The organism is Kitasatospora sp. NPDC096204 (genome assembly GCF_044763205.1).
Classification (GTDB): Bacteria; Actinomycetota; Actinomycetes; order Streptomycetales; family Streptomycetaceae; genus Kitasatospora.
Window position 1 is genome coordinate 53,036 of sequence record NZ_JBIWFT010000020.1, and the last position, 17,686, is coordinate 70,721.

The 17,686-nt window shown below is 74.7% G+C and carries 12 protein-coding genes and 1 tRNA gene; 6 read left to right on the forward strand and 7 right to left on the reverse strand.

Annotated elements, in window-relative coordinates:
* The first annotated feature begins 84 nt into the window (after positions 1-84).
* From ACIQ87_RS22400 to ACIQ87_RS22425, 6 genes are read left to right on the forward strand one after another with little or no spacing between them, the layout of a single operon-like run.
* Positions 85-336, forward strand: a complete 252-nt coding sequence (locus ACIQ87_RS22400) for an acyl carrier protein (protein ID WP_392868112.1) — start codon at positions 85-87, stop codon at positions 334-336.
* Positions 330-1,595 (forward strand): beta-ketoacyl-[acyl-carrier-protein] synthase family protein, encoded by a 1,266-nt coding sequence (locus ACIQ87_RS22405; RefSeq protein WP_402409444.1) that lies wholly within the window; start codon positions 330-332, stop codon positions 1,593-1,595. Before ACIQ87_RS22400 ends, ACIQ87_RS22405 begins: the two co-directional genes overlap by 7 nt.
* Positions 1,595-2,713, forward strand: coding sequence for a beta-ketoacyl synthase N-terminal-like domain-containing protein (locus ACIQ87_RS22410; RefSeq protein ID WP_402409445.1), 1,119 nt, complete (start codon positions 1,595-1,597; stop codon positions 2,711-2,713). The genes ACIQ87_RS22405 and ACIQ87_RS22410 overlap by 1 nt, the downstream gene beginning before the upstream one ends.
* On the forward strand, positions 2,710-3,438 hold the full coding sequence (gene fabG, locus ACIQ87_RS22415) for a 3-oxoacyl-ACP reductase FabG (protein ID WP_402409446.1): 729 nt from the start codon (positions 2,710-2,712) through the stop codon (positions 3,436-3,438). The genes ACIQ87_RS22410 and fabG overlap by 4 nt, the downstream gene beginning before the upstream one ends.
* Before the next feature lie 32 nt (positions 3,439-3,470).
* Positions 3,471-4,535, forward strand: a complete 1,065-nt coding sequence (gene sbnB, locus ACIQ87_RS22420; RefSeq protein WP_402409447.1) for a 2,3-diaminopropionate biosynthesis protein SbnB — start codon at positions 3,471-3,473, stop codon at positions 4,533-4,535.
* Positions 4,532-5,260 carry a DUF4097 family beta strand repeat-containing protein gene (locus tag ACIQ87_RS22425; RefSeq protein WP_402409448.1) on the forward strand — a complete coding sequence of 243 codons (729 nt, stop codon included), beginning with the start codon at positions 4,532-4,534 and terminating at the stop codon, positions 5,258-5,260. The genes sbnB and ACIQ87_RS22425 overlap by 4 nt, the downstream gene beginning before the upstream one ends.
* A gap of 62 nt (positions 5,261-5,322) precedes the next feature.
* Here the strand turns inward: ACIQ87_RS22425 and ACIQ87_RS22430 are convergent.
* The 7 genes from ACIQ87_RS22430 to topA form a co-directional block, all read right to left on the reverse strand.
* Positions 5,323-5,399 (reverse strand) — tRNA-Thr (locus tag ACIQ87_RS22430).
* A gap of 81 nt (positions 5,400-5,480) precedes the next feature.
* Positions 5,481-6,131: a leucine efflux protein LeuE gene (gene leuE / locus ACIQ87_RS22435; RefSeq protein WP_402409449.1), complete on the reverse strand. Its 651-nt coding sequence runs from the start codon at positions 6,129-6,131 to the stop codon at positions 5,481-5,483.
* A 108-nt stretch (positions 6,132-6,239) separates the two neighbouring features.
* On the reverse strand, positions 6,240-7,922 hold the full coding sequence (locus ACIQ87_RS22440) for an alpha/beta hydrolase (protein WP_402409451.1): 1,683 nt from the start codon (positions 7,920-7,922) through the stop codon (positions 6,240-6,242).
* Between the two features lie 120 nt (positions 7,923-8,042).
* Positions 8,043-9,257: a hypothetical protein gene (locus ACIQ87_RS22445; RefSeq protein ID WP_402409452.1), complete on the reverse strand. Its 1,215-nt coding sequence runs from the start codon at positions 9,255-9,257 to the stop codon at positions 8,043-8,045.
* A gap of 244 nt (positions 9,258-9,501) precedes the next feature.
* The gene (locus tag ACIQ87_RS22450) at positions 9,502-10,713 is read right to left on the reverse strand and encodes a DNA polymerase III subunit delta' (protein WP_402409588.1); all 1,212 of its coding nucleotides are present in this window, start codon (positions 10,711-10,713) and stop codon (positions 9,502-9,504) included.
* Positions 10,714-10,959: 246 nt separating this feature from the next.
* Positions 10,960-14,553, reverse strand: a complete 3,594-nt coding sequence (tmk, locus tag ACIQ87_RS22455) for a dTMP kinase (RefSeq protein WP_402409454.1) — start codon at positions 14,551-14,553, stop codon at positions 10,960-10,962.
* 157 nt (positions 14,554-14,710) lie between these two features.
* Complete coding sequence (gene topA / locus ACIQ87_RS22460; RefSeq protein ID WP_402409456.1) at positions 14,711-17,596, reverse strand: type I DNA topoisomerase; 2,886 nt, start codon at positions 17,594-17,596, stop codon at positions 14,711-14,713.
* Positions 17,597-17,686: the final 90 nt, after the last annotated feature.

The following is a 17,686-nucleotide window of genomic DNA, read 5'->3' on the forward strand; positions in this document are numbered from 1 at the left end:
GGATGTCAGTTGCCAATCATCGGAGCCTCCTAGGTTGGCGTCCGGAACCACCGGGGCCTGAAGCGTCGAGCTCAAAGGAGAACCATGTCCACCGTCACCCCTGAGCACTACACCCGGATCAAGGAGATCGTCGCGAAGCAGATCGGCGTCGAGTTCTCCGCCCTCGGCGACTCGACGCACCTGGTCGACGAGTTGGGCGTGGACTCGCTGAAGCTCATCGACGTCCTCAGCGCGATCGAGATGGAGTTCACCATCGTCATCGACATGGAGGAGCTGCCCGAGATGGTCAACGTCGAGGCGATCCACCGGGTCACCGCGCGCGCGGCGGGATGGTAGGGAGTCCCTTGTCCACTGCTTCCCGGCCGGCGGCCCGGAGCCGCCGCACCGTCGTCGTCACCGGCATCGGCGTCATCAGCAGCATCGGCACGGGTGCCGACGAGTACGCCGTGGCGCTGCGGGAGGGCCGTTCCGGAGCCCGCCCGCTCACCCGGATCGACACCACCGGATTCCTGCGGAAGAACGCCGCCGAGGTCGAGGACTTCGAGCCGGCCCGCTGGATCCGCAACATCCCGCTCGACCACACCGGTCGCGCCGGACACTTCGCCGTCGCCGCGGCCCGTCAGGCCGTCGAGGACGCCGGGCTGACGGACGAGGAACTCGCGGCACGGCACGTGCTGATCAGCATCGGCACGACCGACGGCGAGTCCCACGACCTCGGCACCCTGGTCGAGCAGGAGCTCGCGGACGGCGGCCCCGACGCGCTGGACCCGGTGCTGGCCCGGCGCCTGGGCTCGGGCCGGCTGTCCACCGCGGTCGCCCGCGAACTGCGGCTCCGCGACGCGGAGGCGGTCACCCTCACCACGGCCTGCGCGGCCGGCAACTACTCCATCGGCTACGGCCTGGACGTCATCCGCTCCGGCGAGGCCGACATCGCGCTGTGCGGCGGCGCCGACGCCGTGTGCCGCAAGACCTTCGCCACCTTCCAGCGGCTCGGCGCCATCACCCCCGACGTGGTGCGGCCGTTCGACGTGAACCGCAAGGGCATCCTCACCGGCGAGGGCGGCGGCGTCCTGGTGCTGGAGTCCCTGGAGTCCGCCCTCGCCCGCGGCGCCCGCGTCTACGCCGAGGTCCTGGGCTACGGGCTCTCCTGCGACGCGCAGCACCCCACCGCGCCCAGCCGGGACGGGGTCGCCCGGGCCATGGAACTCGCCCTGGCCGACGCGGGAGTCAAGAAGGACCAGGTGGACTACATCTCGGCGCACGCCACCGGCACCCGCGCCAACGACGCCGCCGAGGCCGGCGCCATCGTCGACGTCTACGGTGAACACCCGCCCCGCACCATCGGGTTGAAGTCGATGCTGGGCCACTCGATGGGCGCGGCCAGCGCCCTGGCCGCCGCCGCCTGCGCGCTGTCGATCCACAACGGGTTCATCCCGCCGACGATCAACCACCAGGAGACCGACCCGCAGTGCCCGGTGGACTGCGTCCCCAACCACGCGGTCACGGCCGACGTGCGGATCGTCCAGAACAACTCCAGCGCCTTCGGCGGCAACAACGCCGTCCTGATCCTCGGTTCCCTCAAGGAGCGTGTCTGATGTCCGCGCCCCCGGTAGCAGTCCCCGTGCCGGCCGACGGTCCCGTCATCACCGGCTGGTCGGCGGTCTCGGCGCACGGCCTCTCCCGGCGGGACTTCGCCGACGGGGTGCGCTCGGGCCTGGCCGCGGCCCGCACCGAGCCCGACGGCCCGCGACTGCCCCGCCCCGACGCCTGTCTGGTGCCCGACCTCGACCGTCCCGGTCTGCTCGGCCAGGAGTACAGCTACACCCTCGACCGGCTGGCCGTCATGGCCCTGCTCGCCACGGACCAGCTGCTGGCCGACCCTGAGGGCGGGCCCGTACCGCACACCGACGAACGCACCGGCCTGGTCATGGGGACCACCATGGGCGGCAAGGAGACCATGGCCGCGGTCATCCGGGGCTCGCTGACCAACGCGCGGCCCTTCTACGTCGACGTCGGCCTGATCCCGGGCTGCGTGATGAACCACTCCGCCGGGGCCGCCGCGATCCGGCACGACCTGCGCGGCCCCAACGCCACGGTCGGCGGCGGCCGGGTGAGCGGCCTGCTCGCCCTCAACTACGCGCGCCGCCTGCTCGACCAGGGCCGCGCCGACAACTGCCTGGTCGGTTCCGCCGAGGAGTTCGCCCCCACCCAGGCCTGGCTGGAACAGGCCGCCGGCACCCCCGGGGAGCCCGCCCCGCTGCTCGGCGAGGGCTGTGGGCTGCTGCTGCTGGAACCGGCCGGCGCCGGCGAACTGCCGCCGCTCGCCGTCGTGTTGGACATCTCCACCGGCATCGACGTGGACGACGACCCACAGGCGGCCGTCGCCTCCTGCGCGCGCCGCGCCCTCGACCGGGCGGGCGTCGCACCGGAGGAGGTGTGGGCCGCCGTCCCCACGGCCGCGCCGACCCCGGAGGGCGCGGCGGAGCACGCCGCACTGGCCGGGCTGGTGCCGCCGGAGGCACTGGACCGGATCCCGTCGATGGCGCTGCTCGGCGACACCGGCGCCGCGTCCGCGACCCTGCAGATCGCGGCGCTGCTCGTGATCGCCGGGGCCGACCCGACGGCCGCCGGCCGCGCGGCGCTGGTCTCGGCGGTGGACCGGGACGGCACCGTCGCCGTCGCCGTACTGCGACTCCCCGAGGTGACGTCATGACCGCGTTGGTGACCGGAGGTTCGCGGGGCATCGGACGGGCGGTCGTACTGCGGCTCGCCCGGGACGGTCACGACGTGGCCTTCTGCTACCGGTCCGACGAGGCCGCCGCCGAGTCGCTGCTGAAGGAGACGGCGGAGCTGGGCACCCGGGTCGTCGCGGCCCGCTGCGACACCTCGGACGGTGCCGCCGTACGGGCCTGGGTGCGCGAGGCGGAACGCGAACTGGGGCCGGCGGACACCGTGGTGGCGTCGGCCGGCATCACCCGGGACCGTCCGCTGGTGCTGATGGGCGACGAGGACTGGCGGCAGGTGCTGAGCGTCAACCTGGACGGGGTCTACCACCTGTGCCGGGCGGCGGTGCCCGGCATGGCCAAGCGCGGCCGCGGGTGTGTGGTCAACCTCTCCTCGGTCTCCGGGATCTCCGGCAACGCCGGGCAGGCCAACTACGCCGCCTCCAAGGCCGGGATCATCGCCTTCACCAAGAGCCTGGCGAAGGAACTCGGTCCGCGCGGCGTGCGGGCCAACGCCGTCGCGCCGGGCCTGATCGACACCGACATGGTGGGCGGTGCCTCCGAGGCCGCGATCGGGCGGATCCTGCAGAACGTGCCGCTGCGGCGACTGGGCCGTCCCGAGGAGGTCGCCGAACTGGTCGGCTTCCTCGCCTCCGACCGCGCCGCCTACGTGACCGGATCGGTGTTCGAGGTGCACGGCGGCCTCACCATCTGACCCACCCACCCCTAGCCCGTGGAGAAGTGACCATGTCCCGGATTCCCAGTTTCGCCGTGATCTCCGGCGCCCAAGTGCACCACGCCACCGCCGGCCAGGAGCAGGCCGTCATCACGGCGGTCGAGAAGGCGTACCGGCTGCACGGCGCCGGTGAGACCGTCAACCCCGACTCCTACTTCCTGCGCTTCCCCGACCGGCCCTCGTCCCGGATCATCGCCCTGCCCGCCTCGGTGGGCGGGGAGGTGGGCGTGCACGGCCTGAAGTGGATCGCCAGCTTCCCGGAGAACGTGGCCGCCGGCATCCCGCGCGCCTCCGCGGTCCTGGTGCTGAACGACGCCGAGACCGGCTACCCGTTCGCCCTGCTGGAGAGTTCGATCATCAGCGCGGCCAGGACCGCCGCGTCGGCCGCCCTGGCCGCCCGCGCGCTCGGTGAGGCACGCGGCACCAAGCCGCGCCGTCTCGGCTTCGTCGGGGCCGGGCTCATCGCCCGCTACGTGCACACCTACCTCGCGGCGGCCGGGTTCGGCTTCGACGGGATCGGCGTGCACGACCTGTCCGCCGAGCACGCCGCGGGCCTCTCCGACCACCTGCGCGGAGCGCAGCCCTCGGAGGTCACGGTTCACGACACGGCCGAGGACCTGATCCGGTCCAGCGACCTGGTGGTCTTCGCCACCGTCGCGGGCGAGCCGCACGTCCACGACCCGGCCTGGTTCGACCACGCTCCGCTGGTGCTGCACCTGTCGCTGCGCGACCTGTCGACCGAGGTGATCCTCTCGGCCTGGAACGCGGTGGACGACGTCGAGCACTGCCTCAAGGCCGGCACCTCCCCGCACCTGACCGAACAGGCCGTCGGCAACCGTGAGTTCATCGCGGGAACACTCGACGACGTGCTCGCCGGGCGGATCGCGCCGCCCGCGGACCGGCCCGTGGTGTTCTCCCCGTTCGGCCTCGGCGTGCTCGACCTGGTGGTCGCCAAGCACGTCTACGACACGGTCGACGCCGCCGGAGAACTCCGGACCGTGCCCGACTTCTTCCACGACACCGACCGCTACGGCCGGACACTCACGGATCCGGCGCCCACGGAAGGCCGACAGTGACCCTGCCGCGGCGCGTCCGGCGCACCGCCGTCGCCTCCGCCGTCGCGGTCATCGCGGTCACCGGACCGGCCGGCTGCGACGCCGGCGACGTGACCGGCGTCGGCGACGGGCCCGCCCACGTGGCGGAGTTCGAGTTCACCGAGCAGGTCACCGAGCTGGTGGTGACCACCAACCACGGGAACATCGTCACCCGTCCCGCCGGCGGCAGCACCACCAAGGTCACCGAGACGGTGCGCTACCGGTCGACGAAGCCGACCACCACCCGCACCCGGAACGGCGGCACCCTCACCCTGTCGGCCGGCGGCTGCGGCTCCGTCCTGGGCGCGAACGCCACCTGCTCGGTGGACTACACCGTCGAGGTGCCCAAGGGGGCCAAGGTCAACCTCCGCGGCTCGGCCGGCGACGTCACCCTGACCGGAACGACCGGCGGCGGCGAACTCCACAGCGAGGCGGGCGACATCAAGGCCGACGGCGTGTCGGGCGCGCTGACGGCGAGCACCGACGGCGGCGACATCGACCTGACCTTCGCCGCGGCCCCGGGCAACGTGAAGGCCACCAGCTCCGCGGGCGACGTCACCCTCCGCGTCCCGAACGGCCACTACGCCGTGGAAGCCTCGACGGACGTCGGCGACCGCACCGTACGGGTCACCAACGACCCGTCCGCGGCCAACCACCTGAACCTGCACTCCGACGTCGGCAACGTCTCCGTCCTCGCCGCCCCCTGACACCCGCCGGGCCCGCGGAACGAGAAAACCCCAGGTCAGAGATCCGACCTGGGGTTTCACCATGGAGCCGCCTGCGGGATTCGAACCCGCGACCTACGCATTACGAGTGCGTTGCTCTGGCCAACTGAGCTAAGGCGGCGCCGCTGCCGTGTGTGGCGGCAACGCGGGCCAGTCTACACAGGTTCGCGGGTGATCCGTACCCGGGTTTCCCGGGGCGGGGTCAGGCGGAGGAGACGGCGAGCTTGACGGCGAAGCCGGCGAAGAGGACGGCGACGCCGCTGGTGAGGGTGGCGGAGAGGCGCTTGCGGCGGCGGAAGGCGGCGGCGAGCGTGGTTCCCGCGAAGATCAGCAGGGAGAGGTAGAGGAAGCTGAAGGTCTGGAGGATGCCGCCGAGGAGGGCGAAGGAGAGGGCGGGCTGACCGTAGGAGGCGTCGACGAACTGGGTGAAGAACGAGAGCAGGAAGAGGATGGCCTTCGGGTTGAGGAGGCTGATCACCAGGGCCCGGCGGAAGGGGTTCTCGGTGCTCTCGGGGGCCGGTTCGGCGCTGGGGTCGGCCGCGGCCCGGCGTTCACGCCAGAGCTGGCGGGCGGCGCGGAGCATGCCGTAGCCGATCCAGAGCAGGTAGGCGGCGCCGCCGAACTTGACCACCGCGAAGACGGCCGGGTTGGCCTTGAGCAGGGAGGCCGCGCCCAGCGAGGTGAGGCTGATCAGGGTGAGGTCGCCGATGAAGACGCCGGCCGCGGCCCGGTAGCCGGTGCGGATGCCCTTGCGGGCCGCGACGGACAGGACGTACAAGGAGTTGGGGCCGGGCAGCAGGATGATGACGAGGGCGCCGAGGACGTAGGTCGCCAGGTCGTTGACTCCGAGCACGATGAGCTCCGGTGCAGGGGAGGGTGGCAGGGGGCGCTCATCGTAACGTCGTACCGGCAATCGGTTGAAGGGGAAACCACCTGTCGGACGGCCCGCGCCGGGCCCGCCCTACCGCTCGCAGCGCTTGTCCGGCTCGGGGGCCTCCCCGGCCAGCAGGAAGCGGTTCACCGCGCCGTCCACGCAGGCGCTGTGCCGCCCGTACGCGGTGTGGCCGTCCCCGTCGAAGGTGAGCAGACGGCCGGACTCCAGCTGGCCGGCCAGCGACTGCGCCCAGGCGTACGGGGTGGCCGGGTCGCGGGTGGTACCGATGACGACGATCGGGGCGGCGCCGACGGCCCGGATGGTGTGCGCCGCGCCGGTGGCCCGGACCGGCCAGTAGGCGCAGGTCAGCGCCATCCAGGCCATGTCGCGCCCGAAGTGCGGCGAGACCCGCTCGAACTCCGGCACCGCCCGCTGGACGTCCTCCGGCCCGCGGAACGGGGCGGGCAGGTCGAGGCAGTTCACCGCGGTGTTGGCGAACATCAGGTTGGGGTACGAGCCGTCGGCCTCGCGCCCGTAGTAGTCGTCGGAGAGCCTCAGCAGCCCGGTGCCGTCGCCGGCCTCGGCGTCGGCGAGCGCGGTGCGCAGCTCGGGCCAGAGGAAGTCGGCGTACATGGCCTGGATGACGCCGGTGGTCGCCTGGGACTCGGTGAGTCGGCGGCCGCCGGCGGTGGTGGGGAGCGGGGCGGCGCGGACGCCCGCGAGCAGGGCGGAGAGCCGCTCGCCGACCTGCTGCTCGGTACGGCCGAGCGGGCAGCCCTCGCGCCTGGCGCAGTCCTGGGCGAAGGCGGCCCAGGCGGTCTCGAAGCCGCCCGCCTGGGTGCGGTTGCCGGTGACGGAGTCGAGCGCCGGGTCCATCGCGCCGTCCAGCACCAGCCGCCCGACCCGGCTCGGGAACAGCCCGGCGTAGGTGGCCCCGAGGAAGGTGCCGTAGGACTTGCCGACGTAGTTCAGCTTCTCGTCGCCGAGCAGGGCGCGCAGCACGTCCATGTCGCGGGCGGCCTCCACGGTGCTGAGGTGGCCGAGCGCCGCCCCGGCCTGCTTCCGGCAGCCCTCGGCGAACTCCCGGTCGGCCGCGATCAGCGCGTCGATCCCGGGCTGGTCGCCGGGGGTCAGGCCGACGGCGGTGTAGGCGTCCATCCGGTCGCCGCTCAGGCAGCTGACGGGGTTGCTGCGGCCCACCCCGCGCGGGTCGAGGCCGACCAGGTCGTACTGGGCCCGCACGCCGCGGTCGTACGTCCGGGCGGCGGTCTCCAGGTACTCGATCGCCGAGCCGCCCGGCCCGCCCGGGTTGAGCAGCAGGGAGCCGAGCCGTGTGCCACCCGGAGAGGCCGACGAGGAGCCGGACGGAGCGGGAGCGGCGGAGGCGGAGCCCGACGGTTCCGCCGCCGCGCGGGCGGCCGCGAGCGTGAGGTCGCCCTCGCCCGGGCGGTCGTAGTCCAACGGCACCCGGAACGTCGTGCACTCGAACCCGCTGTCGCAGGGCTGCCAGACCGGGCGCTGCGCGTAGTACGGCGCGAGCGCGGCCGGGACGGCGGCGGGCAGCGGCTCCAGCGGGGTCGCCGAGCCCGCGACGGCCGCCGGGTCCGCCGGGGTCGCCGAGCCCGAGGCGGACGCCGTCGGCGCCCCGGACGGGTCCGGGCTGCACCCGCCCGCCAGCAGCCCGGCGACGACCAGCGCCGCGGCCGATCCCCGCGCCCGTGCTCGCGCTCGCGCCCGTACCGGTACCCGGGCCCGCTCGAAGGTCCTCATCCGCCACCTCTCCGCCATCGACCAGCACGTGGAACAACCGGGGAAGCCCCGTTGGGGAAACGCCGCTGCCCGGCACCCCGCCCCGGGGTACCGGGCAGCGTAGCGCCGCCGAACCCGCGCTCAGGACGCCTTGGCCAGCGCCTCGGCCAGGAACTGCGCCGCCTGCCGGACCAGCCGCAGCCGCTCCCGGTCGGGGGTGAAGTCCTGCACGTTGTCCGAGATCCGCACCTCCGCCCTGGCCGCCGCTCCGGGCCCGGCCTTCAGCGCGGCCTGGAGCTTGCGGGCGGCGTCCAGCCCGGCGGAGTCGCCCTTGGCGGCGGCCAGCAGCAGCCTGGCCGTGCTGCCGGCCGGGGCCTCGGCGCCGGTCTGGGCGAGCGCGAGGGCGTCGTAGCGGCCGGAGACCGCCGCGGCCACGCCGTACAGGTCGGGCCGGGACAGTCCGGCGGCGGCCGCGCAGGGCGCGCCGCCCTCGACGCCGAGGACGCCCCAGGAGGCCGGGCCGGGCGGCAGGGTGCGGAAGGAGGTCGCGACGGTGGTGCGCAGCACCGCGTCGTCGGCGACGGCGGCCGGGGCGGCGGCGACCAGTTCGCAGGGGTGCGCGGTGCCGTTCGGCGCCTCGGGGGCGACCAGGATGAACGGGTGGGTCTTGCCGCTCTGGAGGGCCGAACCGACGCCCTCGAAGACGTCCGGGACCTCGGAGTCGGCGGTCTTCTGGGGCGTGGCCGCGTGCATCACGACGACCGGGAAGCGGGCGTTCGGTTCCTTGGCGTACTGCGGCGGGAGCCAGACCCGGATGTTGCGGGGCTGGCCGTCCGGGCCGAGCACGGCGGACTGGAGCAGCTCGCCGCCGCCTGGGTGGCCGACGCTGTCGAAGCGGCTGGCGGCAACGGGGGCCGGTGCGGCCCCTCCGGTGGCCGCGGCCGCGGCAGCGGCGGCGGGCTCGGCGGCTGCGGGCGGCACCGCCTGCTGCTGCCGGACGGCCGCCCCCGCACCCGACTCGCCGCCCGACCCGAGGTCCGCACCCGCGCCCGCACTTTCACCCACCCCGGAGCCGGAGCCCGCGGTGTCCATGACCGGCTCCGCCCGGTCCGGCTCCTGGCTGCCCCGGCCGAGGCCGCCGAAGGCGCCGAGCGCGGTGAGCACCGTCAGCGCGGTGACGCACACCCCGCAGACCATCGCCCCGGCCGCCCGCGCCAGCATCGGCCAGCGGTCGCCGGCCAGTTCGTAGGTCTGGGCGGCGCGTAGGTCGCGCCAGCGCTGTTGGGCACCCCTGGCCAGCCAGATTCCGCCTAGGGCGGCGGCCAGCAAGGGGATGACGAGGAGCGAACGAACCACGGGACGCACCGCCTCTGGAGGGGCCGCGCCGAACCGGAACCGGCGCGTAGGGGAGACGACCGCCCCGGCAGCGGGCGCAGTCGGCCCCCAGCGTGCACAACGGGCCGACGGTCACACGACGGTGTTCCCGGCGAGTGTCGCTCGTTCACTCGAAGGTGGGACGGCGCACCGCCTCCGGGAGGCGTACGGGCGCCAGGCCCGCGGCCCGTGCTCGGCCCGTGCTCGGCCCGTGCTCGGCCCGGGCTCAGCCCGCGCGCAGCGCCACCGTCATCGCCTCGACCGCGAGCAGCGGGTCCACGTTGCGGTCCAGCGCCTGACGGCAGGCCAGCACCGCCTCGATCCGCCGCAGCGTGCTCTCCGCCGGCCCCGCCTGGGCCACCCGGTTCAGCGCCTGCCGCTGGTCCTCGTTGGCGAGCGTGCCGGTGGAGTCGAGCTGGATGGCGAGCACGTCCCGGTAGAAGCCGAGCAGGTCGAGCAGGGCGACGCCGAGGGTCTCCCGGCGGGTGCGGGTGGCCCGGCTCTTCTGCCGCTTCTCCAGCTCCTTGACCGCGCCGGCCATGCCGCGCGGCGCCTTGCTGCCCTCGGCGGCACCGTACGCGGCCTTGAGGTCGTCCGTCTCCTTGGCGTCCTGGGTCTCGGCGAGCGCCTCGGCGTCGGCCTTGGCGGTGTCGACCAGGCGCTGGGCGGCGGCCAGGCAGCCGCCGATGTCGCCGACCTCCAGCGGGATGCGCAGCACCTCCGCCCGGCGCGTCCGGGCCTGCTCGTCGACGGCGAGGCGGCGCGAGCGCTCGATGTCGCCCTGCCCGGCGAGCGCGGCGAGGCGGGCGGTCTCCGGGTCGACGCCGTCCCGGCGGACGAGGGTGTCGGCGACCGCCTCGGCCGCGGGGGTGCGCAGCACCAGCAGGCGGCAGCGTGAGCGGATGGTCGGCAGCACGTCCTGGACGGAGGGGGCGCAGAGCAGCCAGACGGTGCGCGGGGAGGGCTCCTCCACGCCCTTGAGCAGCGCGTTCGCGGCGGCCTCGGTGAGCCGGTGGGCGGCGTCCACCAGGATCACCGACCAGCGGCCGCCGGTCGGGTAGCTGGAGGCACGCATCACCAGGTCGCGCATGTCGCCGACGCCGATGGAGAGGCCGTCCGTCCGGACGTACTTCACGTCGGCGTGGCTGCCGGCCAGCACGGTGTGGCAGCCGTCGCAGAACCCGCAGCCGGGCGTGCCGCCGAGCGCGAGGTCGGGGCTGGTGCACTGGAGGGCGGCGGCGAAGGCACGCGCGGCGGTGACCTGCCCGGCGCCGGGCGGGCCGGTGAACAGCCAGGCGTGCGTCATCAGGGAGGCGTTCGCGCCCTCGACCGGGGCGGCTCCGCGACCGACCTCGACCGTCGCCCCGGCCGCCCGGGCTGCGGCGGTCAGCTGCTCGACCACCCGCTCCTGGCCCACCAGGTCGTCCCAGACGGCCACTGCTGCTCCCAAGCTCCGTACGGCAGCGCTCGTGGCGCCTCTTCCCCGCCGTCGAGCATACGTCTCCGCTCCGACACCCACTGCTCCGTCCGGGTCACGCCGGGCGGGGGGACCGGCTCACGGACGCCGGGCCGGTGCCCGACGGAGCGCGGCCCCGCCGGAGGCGACCCCACCGGAGGCGGCCCGCCCGGAACGCGGCGGCGCCGCCGGGAACCGGTCCCGACGGCGCCGCCCACGCGTGTCCGGTCAGCCCCGGCGGCCCCAGCGACGGCCCTTGCCCTTGCCGTCGCCCTTGTCCCGGGCGTCGCCCTTGTCCCGGGCGTCGCCACGGCCCTCGGGCCGCTCCGCGCCGCCCTGCGGGCCGCCGTACGGAGCGTCCTGGCCGGGGCCGCCGCGCTCCCAGCGCGTCCACTCGTCGTGCGAGCCGAGCAGGGTGTCGGTGAGGCTCGGCAGGTCGTCCAGCGGCGTCTCCTCGGCCCACTCCGGCCGCGGCCGATCGGCGCCCGGCTGCTGCTGCGACTGCGGCTCGGCCGCCTGCTCCGCGCCGACCACCGGCAGCTCGCGGGTGCTGTCCACCGGCTCCGCGCGCCGCGGCCCCTGCCCCGGCCGGCCCTCGGGACGGCCCTCGTCGGTACGACTCTCGGGACGGCCTTCGGTACGCCCCGGCTCGATCCGCGGCAGCACCGCGGTGCGGTCGGCCTCCGCCGGGACCTTGGGCAGCACGGCCGTCTCGTCCACCGCCGAGGCCGGCACCACCGGCAGCTTGGCGGTCTCGTCGACCGCACCGGCGCTCGCGCCGGCGTCCGCGCCCGCGGCCCGGCGCGCCTCGGCAGCCTTGCGCGCCTCGACGGCCTCCGCCGCCCGGACGGCCGCCTGCCGGTCCCGCGGCGACAGCTCACGCGTCGCCTCGTCCCCGAGCCCGCCACCCGACGGCGCCTGAGCCGACGGCTCAGCCGAGTCCTTCGGAGCCTCCTTCGGGACGTCCCGGACCGCCCGCAGCTCGGTGGTCGTCTCCCCGGCCGCCGAGCCCAGACCCGAGCCCGAGCCCGAACCGTCAGCCGGTCCCGAACCCTCAGCCGAACCCGAACCCGAACCCGCAGCCGGCCCCGAACCCGGCCGCCCCTCGGCCCGGCCCTCCGCCGACTCCGCCGCCGCGGCCGCGGCCGCCAGCGCGGCGGCCTGCGCCAGCCGTGCCTCCTCGGCCCGCTGGAGCGCCTCCTCCGCCCGGCGGCGCTGCTCCTCGCGGGCCAGCTCGCGCTGCCGCTGGAGCTCGGCCTGGGCGGCCGCCTCGTCGGCGATCCGCTTGCGCTCGGCGGCCTCCGCGGCCAGTCGGGCCTCCTCGGCCTTGCGGCGTTCGGCCTCCTCGGCGGCGCGGCGCTCGGCCTCCTCCTCCGCCCGGCGGCGGGCCTCCTCCTCGGCCTTGCGCCGGGCCTCGGCGGCGGCCCGCTCGGCCTCCTCCTTGGCCAGCCGCTCCTGCTCCGCCTGCTCGGCCCGCAGCTGCGCCAGCACCTCCTGCCGCTTGCGCTCGGCGGCCTCCTCCTCGGCCTTCTTGCGGGCCTCCTCGGCGGCGCGGCGCTCGGCCTCCTCCTTGGCCAGCCGCTCCCGCTCGGCGCGGGCGGCCTTCTCCTGCTCGGAGAGCGGCAGCTCGCGGTCGAGCCGGTGGCGGATGGCGGTGGTGACGAAGCCGGGGGCCTGGCTGCCGTCCACGACCAGGTAGCGCGCCGGGTCGGCGGCGGCGAGGGCGAGGAAGCCGGCCCGGACCCGCTGGTGGAACTCGGTGGGCTCGGACTCCAGGCGGTCCAGCGCCTCGGTGAAGCGCTCGCGGGCCCGGGTCGGGTCGACGTCCAGGACGACGGTCAGGTCGGGCAGCAGCCCGCCGGTGGCCCAGCGGGAGATCCGGGCGACCTCGGTCGCGGCCAGGTCGCGGCCCGCGCCCTGGTAGGCGATGGAGGAGTCCATGTACCGGTCGGTGATCACCACGGCGCCGCGGGCGAGGGCCGGCCGGATGACGTTCTCGACGTGCTCGGCGCGGTCGGCGGCGTAGATCAGCGCCTCCGCGCGGTGCGACAGGCCGGTGTTGCCGACGTCCAGCACGAGGCCGCGCAGCCGCTGGCCGACCGGGCTGCCGCCGGGCTCGCGGGTGAGCACGACCTCGTGCCCCTTGCCGCGGATCCACTCGGCGAGCGCCTGGGCCTGGGTGGACTTGCCGGCGCCGTCGCCACCCTCCAGCGCGATGAAGAAGCCGGTGCCCGTGCCCCGGTGCGGCACCGGGCCGCCCGGTCCGCGTACCGAGTCCACCAGATCCCGGACGAACGGCGCGGTGCCGCGGCGGTCGTCGGTGCGCAGCAGCACGACCGCGGCGAGCACCAGGGTGAGCAGCCCCGCGGTGGCGACGGCCAGGGCCGCGCCGCCGTGGATGAAGGTGAAGGAGCCGGGCTCGACGGTGCCGTACTCGACGTCCCCGTAGGCGGCGGCGATCAGCGGCACGGCGACCAGCGCGGCGGCGACCACGGCCCGGAGCACCGCGAACAGGTGCTCGGTGACCTTCGGCAGCCGGGCCTCCTCGACCTCCTGGGCGAGCAGGGTGCGCCCGGCCGAGACCACGATCCCGGTGGCCAGGCCGGCCAGCACGGTGAGCAGCAGGACCAGCACGAAGTCGAGCACCAGCCCGGCCAGGATCAGCGCGACGCCCTGGGTGAGCAGCGCCAGCGCGAGCAGTCGGCGGCGGGACAGCGAGGGCAGCGTGGCCCGGGTGAGCCGGGCGCCCAGGGCGGGCGTCGCGGTGGCGGCGAGCACCAGCAGGCCGTAGCCGATCGGCCCGGCGCGGTGCTCGGCGGCGGTGAGCAGGGCGAGCGCGGCGACGCCCGCCATCGAGGCGTAGCCGGCCGCGACGGCGAAGGTGAAGTACGGGGCGCTGCCGGTGCGGCCCTTGCTCAGCGCGGGGCCGGGGGCCGCGTCGGTCGGGGCGCGCAGGCCCTGCAGCGGGGAGACCGGCGCGACGGACACCGGGCCGCCGGGCAGCTGCTGGAGGTAGCCGCGGACCGCCGAGGCGGCGAACAGCCCGGCCGCGCCGAGCGCCGCGAAGGTGAGCTGGTGGGCCCGGAGCCAGTCGGAGCCGAGCGCCGCGCCGATGTTGTTGAGCAGGGTGAAGGCCACCAGGCCGACGGCACCGAGCGGCACCGTCACCCAGCCGGTGAAGCGGTCGATGCTCCGGACGCTCTCCAGGTTGGCGGCGGAGGGGCGCTGCTCGGCGACCGGGAGGTGGGGGTTGGCGGACGGCAGCAGGCCCGGGACGACGGCGGACCTGGCGATCCCCCGGACCCGCTCGGCGGCACCGGTCACGAACACGGTGGCGAGCAGGACGTAGGCGGCGGCCCCGGAGGGCTTGGCGGCGGAGCCCAGCCAGACGCTCCACCAGGGCGCGAGGCCGATCAGCAGGGCGCACAGCACGTCGGCGCCGAACATCGTCCAGCGCCGGTCCAGTCGGCCCGCGACCAGCCGGTGCACCGGGCCGAGCAACGCGACGCCGACCAGCCCGGTGGCCAGCACCCGGACGGCGAGGACCGCGGCGAGGGCGAAGGCGAGGCTGCGCGGCAGGCTGCCGAACTGGCCGCCCTGGGCGGCGGCGATCACGGTGAGCGCGAGCAGCACCAGCAGACCGAGCCGGTCGGCGGTGCCGCCGATCAGCTGGGTGGTCCACAGGCGCCGGTAGGCACGTGTCCGCAGCAGTGCCCGGGCACGGTCCATCGGAGTCCCGGCGGGCGCGACCTCGGGCAGGTCGGTCGCCCAGGCTCTGGCGGCCGGGGCGGCGCTGGGGGTGGGCTGCTCCTCGCTCGTCATACGGTCAGCGTAGCGGGCGGGGCCTGGCCGGAATGAGACGAACGGGCTTCCGGATCCCGCCCATCACCGGGTTGTGACGTACCCCGCACGGACCCGGACGACCCCGGGCCCGCACCCCCGGGATCGGGGGCACGGGCCCGGCTGCCGTGACCTGGGCTCAGCCCTCGTCGGTGGCCGTGGTCTTGCTGGCGGCCGTCTTGCCGGTGGCGGTCTTCTTGGCCGCCGTCTTCTTCGCCGCCGCCGTCTTGGTGGCGGTGGTCTTCTTCGCGGCGGTCTTCTTCGCCGCCGCGGTCTTGGTCGCCGCGGTCTTGGCCGTGGTCGTCTTCTTGGCCGCGGCCTTCTTCGCCGGGGCCTTCTTCGCGGCCTTCTTCACCGGTCCGCGCGCCCGCTTCTCGGCGAGCAGCTCGTACCCGCGCTCGGGCGTGATGGTCTCGACGTCGTCGTCCTTGCGGAGCGTCGCGTTGGTCTCGCCGTCGGTCACGTACGGGCCGAAGCGGCCGTCCTTGACCACCACCGGGCGCTCGCTGACCGGGTCGTTGCCCAGCTCCTTGAGCGGCGGGGCGGCGGCGGCCCGGCCGCGCTGCTTGGGCTGGGCGTAGATCGCCAGCGCCTCGTCGAGGGTGATCGTGAAGAGCTGGTCCTCACTGGTGAGCGACCGGGAGTCGGTGCCGCGCTTGAGGTACGGGCCGTAGCGGCCGTTCTGCGCGGTGATCTCCGCGCCCTCGGCGTCGGTGCCGACCACCCGCGGCAGCGAGAGCAGCCGCAGCGCGTCCTCCAGCGTGACGGTGTCCAGCGACATCGTCTTGAACAGCGAGGCGGTGCGCGGCTTGACCGCGTTCTTGCCGGTCTTCGGCGTGCCCTCGGGCAGGATCTCGGTCACGTACGGGCCGTAGCGGCCGTCCTTGGCGACCAGCATGTTGCCGCTGACCGGGTCCGGACCGAGCTCGAAGTCGCCGCTGGGCTTGGCCAGCAGCTCCTCGGCCAGCTCGACGGTGAGCTCGTCCGGCGGCAGCTCGTCCGGAATGTCGGCGCGCTGACCGGGCTCGCCCTCGACGGCCGAGGCGCGCTCGACGTACGGGCCGTAGCGGCCGACCCGCAGGGTGATGTCGTCGCTGACCCTGAACGAGCTGATCTCCCGGGCGTCGATCGCGCCGAGGTCGGTGACCAGTTCCTTCAGGCCGCCCAGGTGGTCGCCGTCACCGTTGCCGGCCTCGGCGGCCCCGCCCGTGGCGTGGCCCTCGCCCTCGCCGAAGTAGAAGCGCTTCAGCCACGGCACGGACTGCGCCTCGCCGGCGGCGATCCGGTCGAGGTCGTCCTCCATCTTGGCGGTGAAGTCGTAGTCGACCAGCCGGCCGAAGTGCTTCTCCAGCAGGTTGACCACGGCGAAGGACAGGAAGGACGGGACGAGCGCCGTCCCCTTCTTGAAGACGTACCGGCGCTGGATGATCGTGTCGATGATCGACGCGTAGGTGGAGGGGCGGCCGATCTCCCGGTCCTCCAGCTCCTTGACCAGCGAGGCCTCGGTGTAGCGGGCCGGCGGCTTGGTGGCGTGGCCCTCCGGGGTGATCCGCTCGGCGGCCAGCGGGTCGCCCTGGGCGACCTGCGGCAGCCGGCGCTCGCGGTCGTCGAGCTCGGCGTTCGGGTCGTCGGCGCCCTCGACGTAGGCCTTGAGGAAGCCGTGGAAGGTGATGATCTTGCCGGAGGCGGAGAACTCGACGTCCCGGCCGTCGGCCGAGGTGCCGCCGACCCGGACGGTGACGGACTGGCCGACCGCGTCCTTCATCTGGGAGGCGACGGTGCGCATCCAGATCAGCTCGTACAGCTTGAAGTCGTCACCGGTCAGACCGGTCTCGGCGGGGGTGCGGAAGCGGTCGCCGGACGGGCGGACGGCCTCGTGCGCCTCCTGGGCGTTCTTGACCTTGCTGGCGTAGGTCCGCGGGGCGTCCGGCAGGTAGTCGGCGCCGTACAGCTGGGTGACCTGGGCCCGGGCAGCGCTGATCGCGGTGTCCGACAGCGTGGTGGAGTCGGTACGCATATAGGTGATGAAGCCGTTCTCGTACAGCTTCTGGGCCACCTGCATGGTCCGCTTGGCGCCGAAGCCCAGCTTGCGGCTGGCCTCCTGCTGGAGCGTCGTGGTGCGGAACGGCGCGTACGGCGAGCGGCGGTACGGCTTGGACTCGACGCTGCGGACGGCGAACGCCGTCTGCTCCAGGGCGGCGGCCAGCTGACGGACCGCCTGCTCGTCCAGGTGCAGGGTGTTCGCGCTGGCGGCCTTCAGCCGGCCGTCCTGGCCGAAGTCGCGACCGCTGGCGATCCGCTTGCCGTCGACGGCGGCCAGCCGGGCGCCGAAGGTCTCCGGGTTGGCGGAGTCGACCGGGGTGCGGCCGGTGCCGAAGGTGCCGACCAGGTCCCAGTACGAGGCGGTGCGGAAGGCCATCCGCTCGCGCTCGCGCTCGACCACCAGACGGGTGGCGACGGACTGCACGCGGCCCGCCGACAGCTTCGGCATGACCTTCTTCCACAGCACCGGCGAGACCTCGAAGCCGTACAGCCGGTCGAGGATGCGGCGGGTCTCCTGGGCGTCGACCAGGCGCTGGTTGAGCTCGCGCGGGTTGGCCACGGCCTCCTGGATCGCCGACTTGGTGATCTCGTGGAACACCATGCGGTGCACCGGCACCTTGGGCTTCAGCACCTGCTGGAGGTGCCACGCGATGGCCTCGCCCTCGCGGTCCTCATCGGTGGCGAGGAAGAGCTCGTCGGACTCCGCGAGCAGCGACTTCAACTTGCTGACCTGGGACTTCTTGTCCGCGTTGACCACGTAGATGGGCGCGAAGTCGTGGTCGACGTCCACCCCGAGGCGGCGCACCTCGCCGGTGTACTTGTCCGGCACCTCGGCCGCGGTGCTGGGGAGGTCGCGGATGTGCCCGACGCTCGCCTCGACGATGTAGCCGGGGCCCAGGTAGCCCTTGATCGTCTTCGCCTTGGCCGGCGACTCGACAATGACGAGTCGCTGTCCGTGCGCGGTCTCGCTGCTCGGGGACACCTTCGCTCTTCTCTCCCGGTCCTTATGTGACTGGTCGGCGCGGCAGCACGGGCTGCGCTCCGCCCGACCCCCTCACCGTCCCGGGGCTGC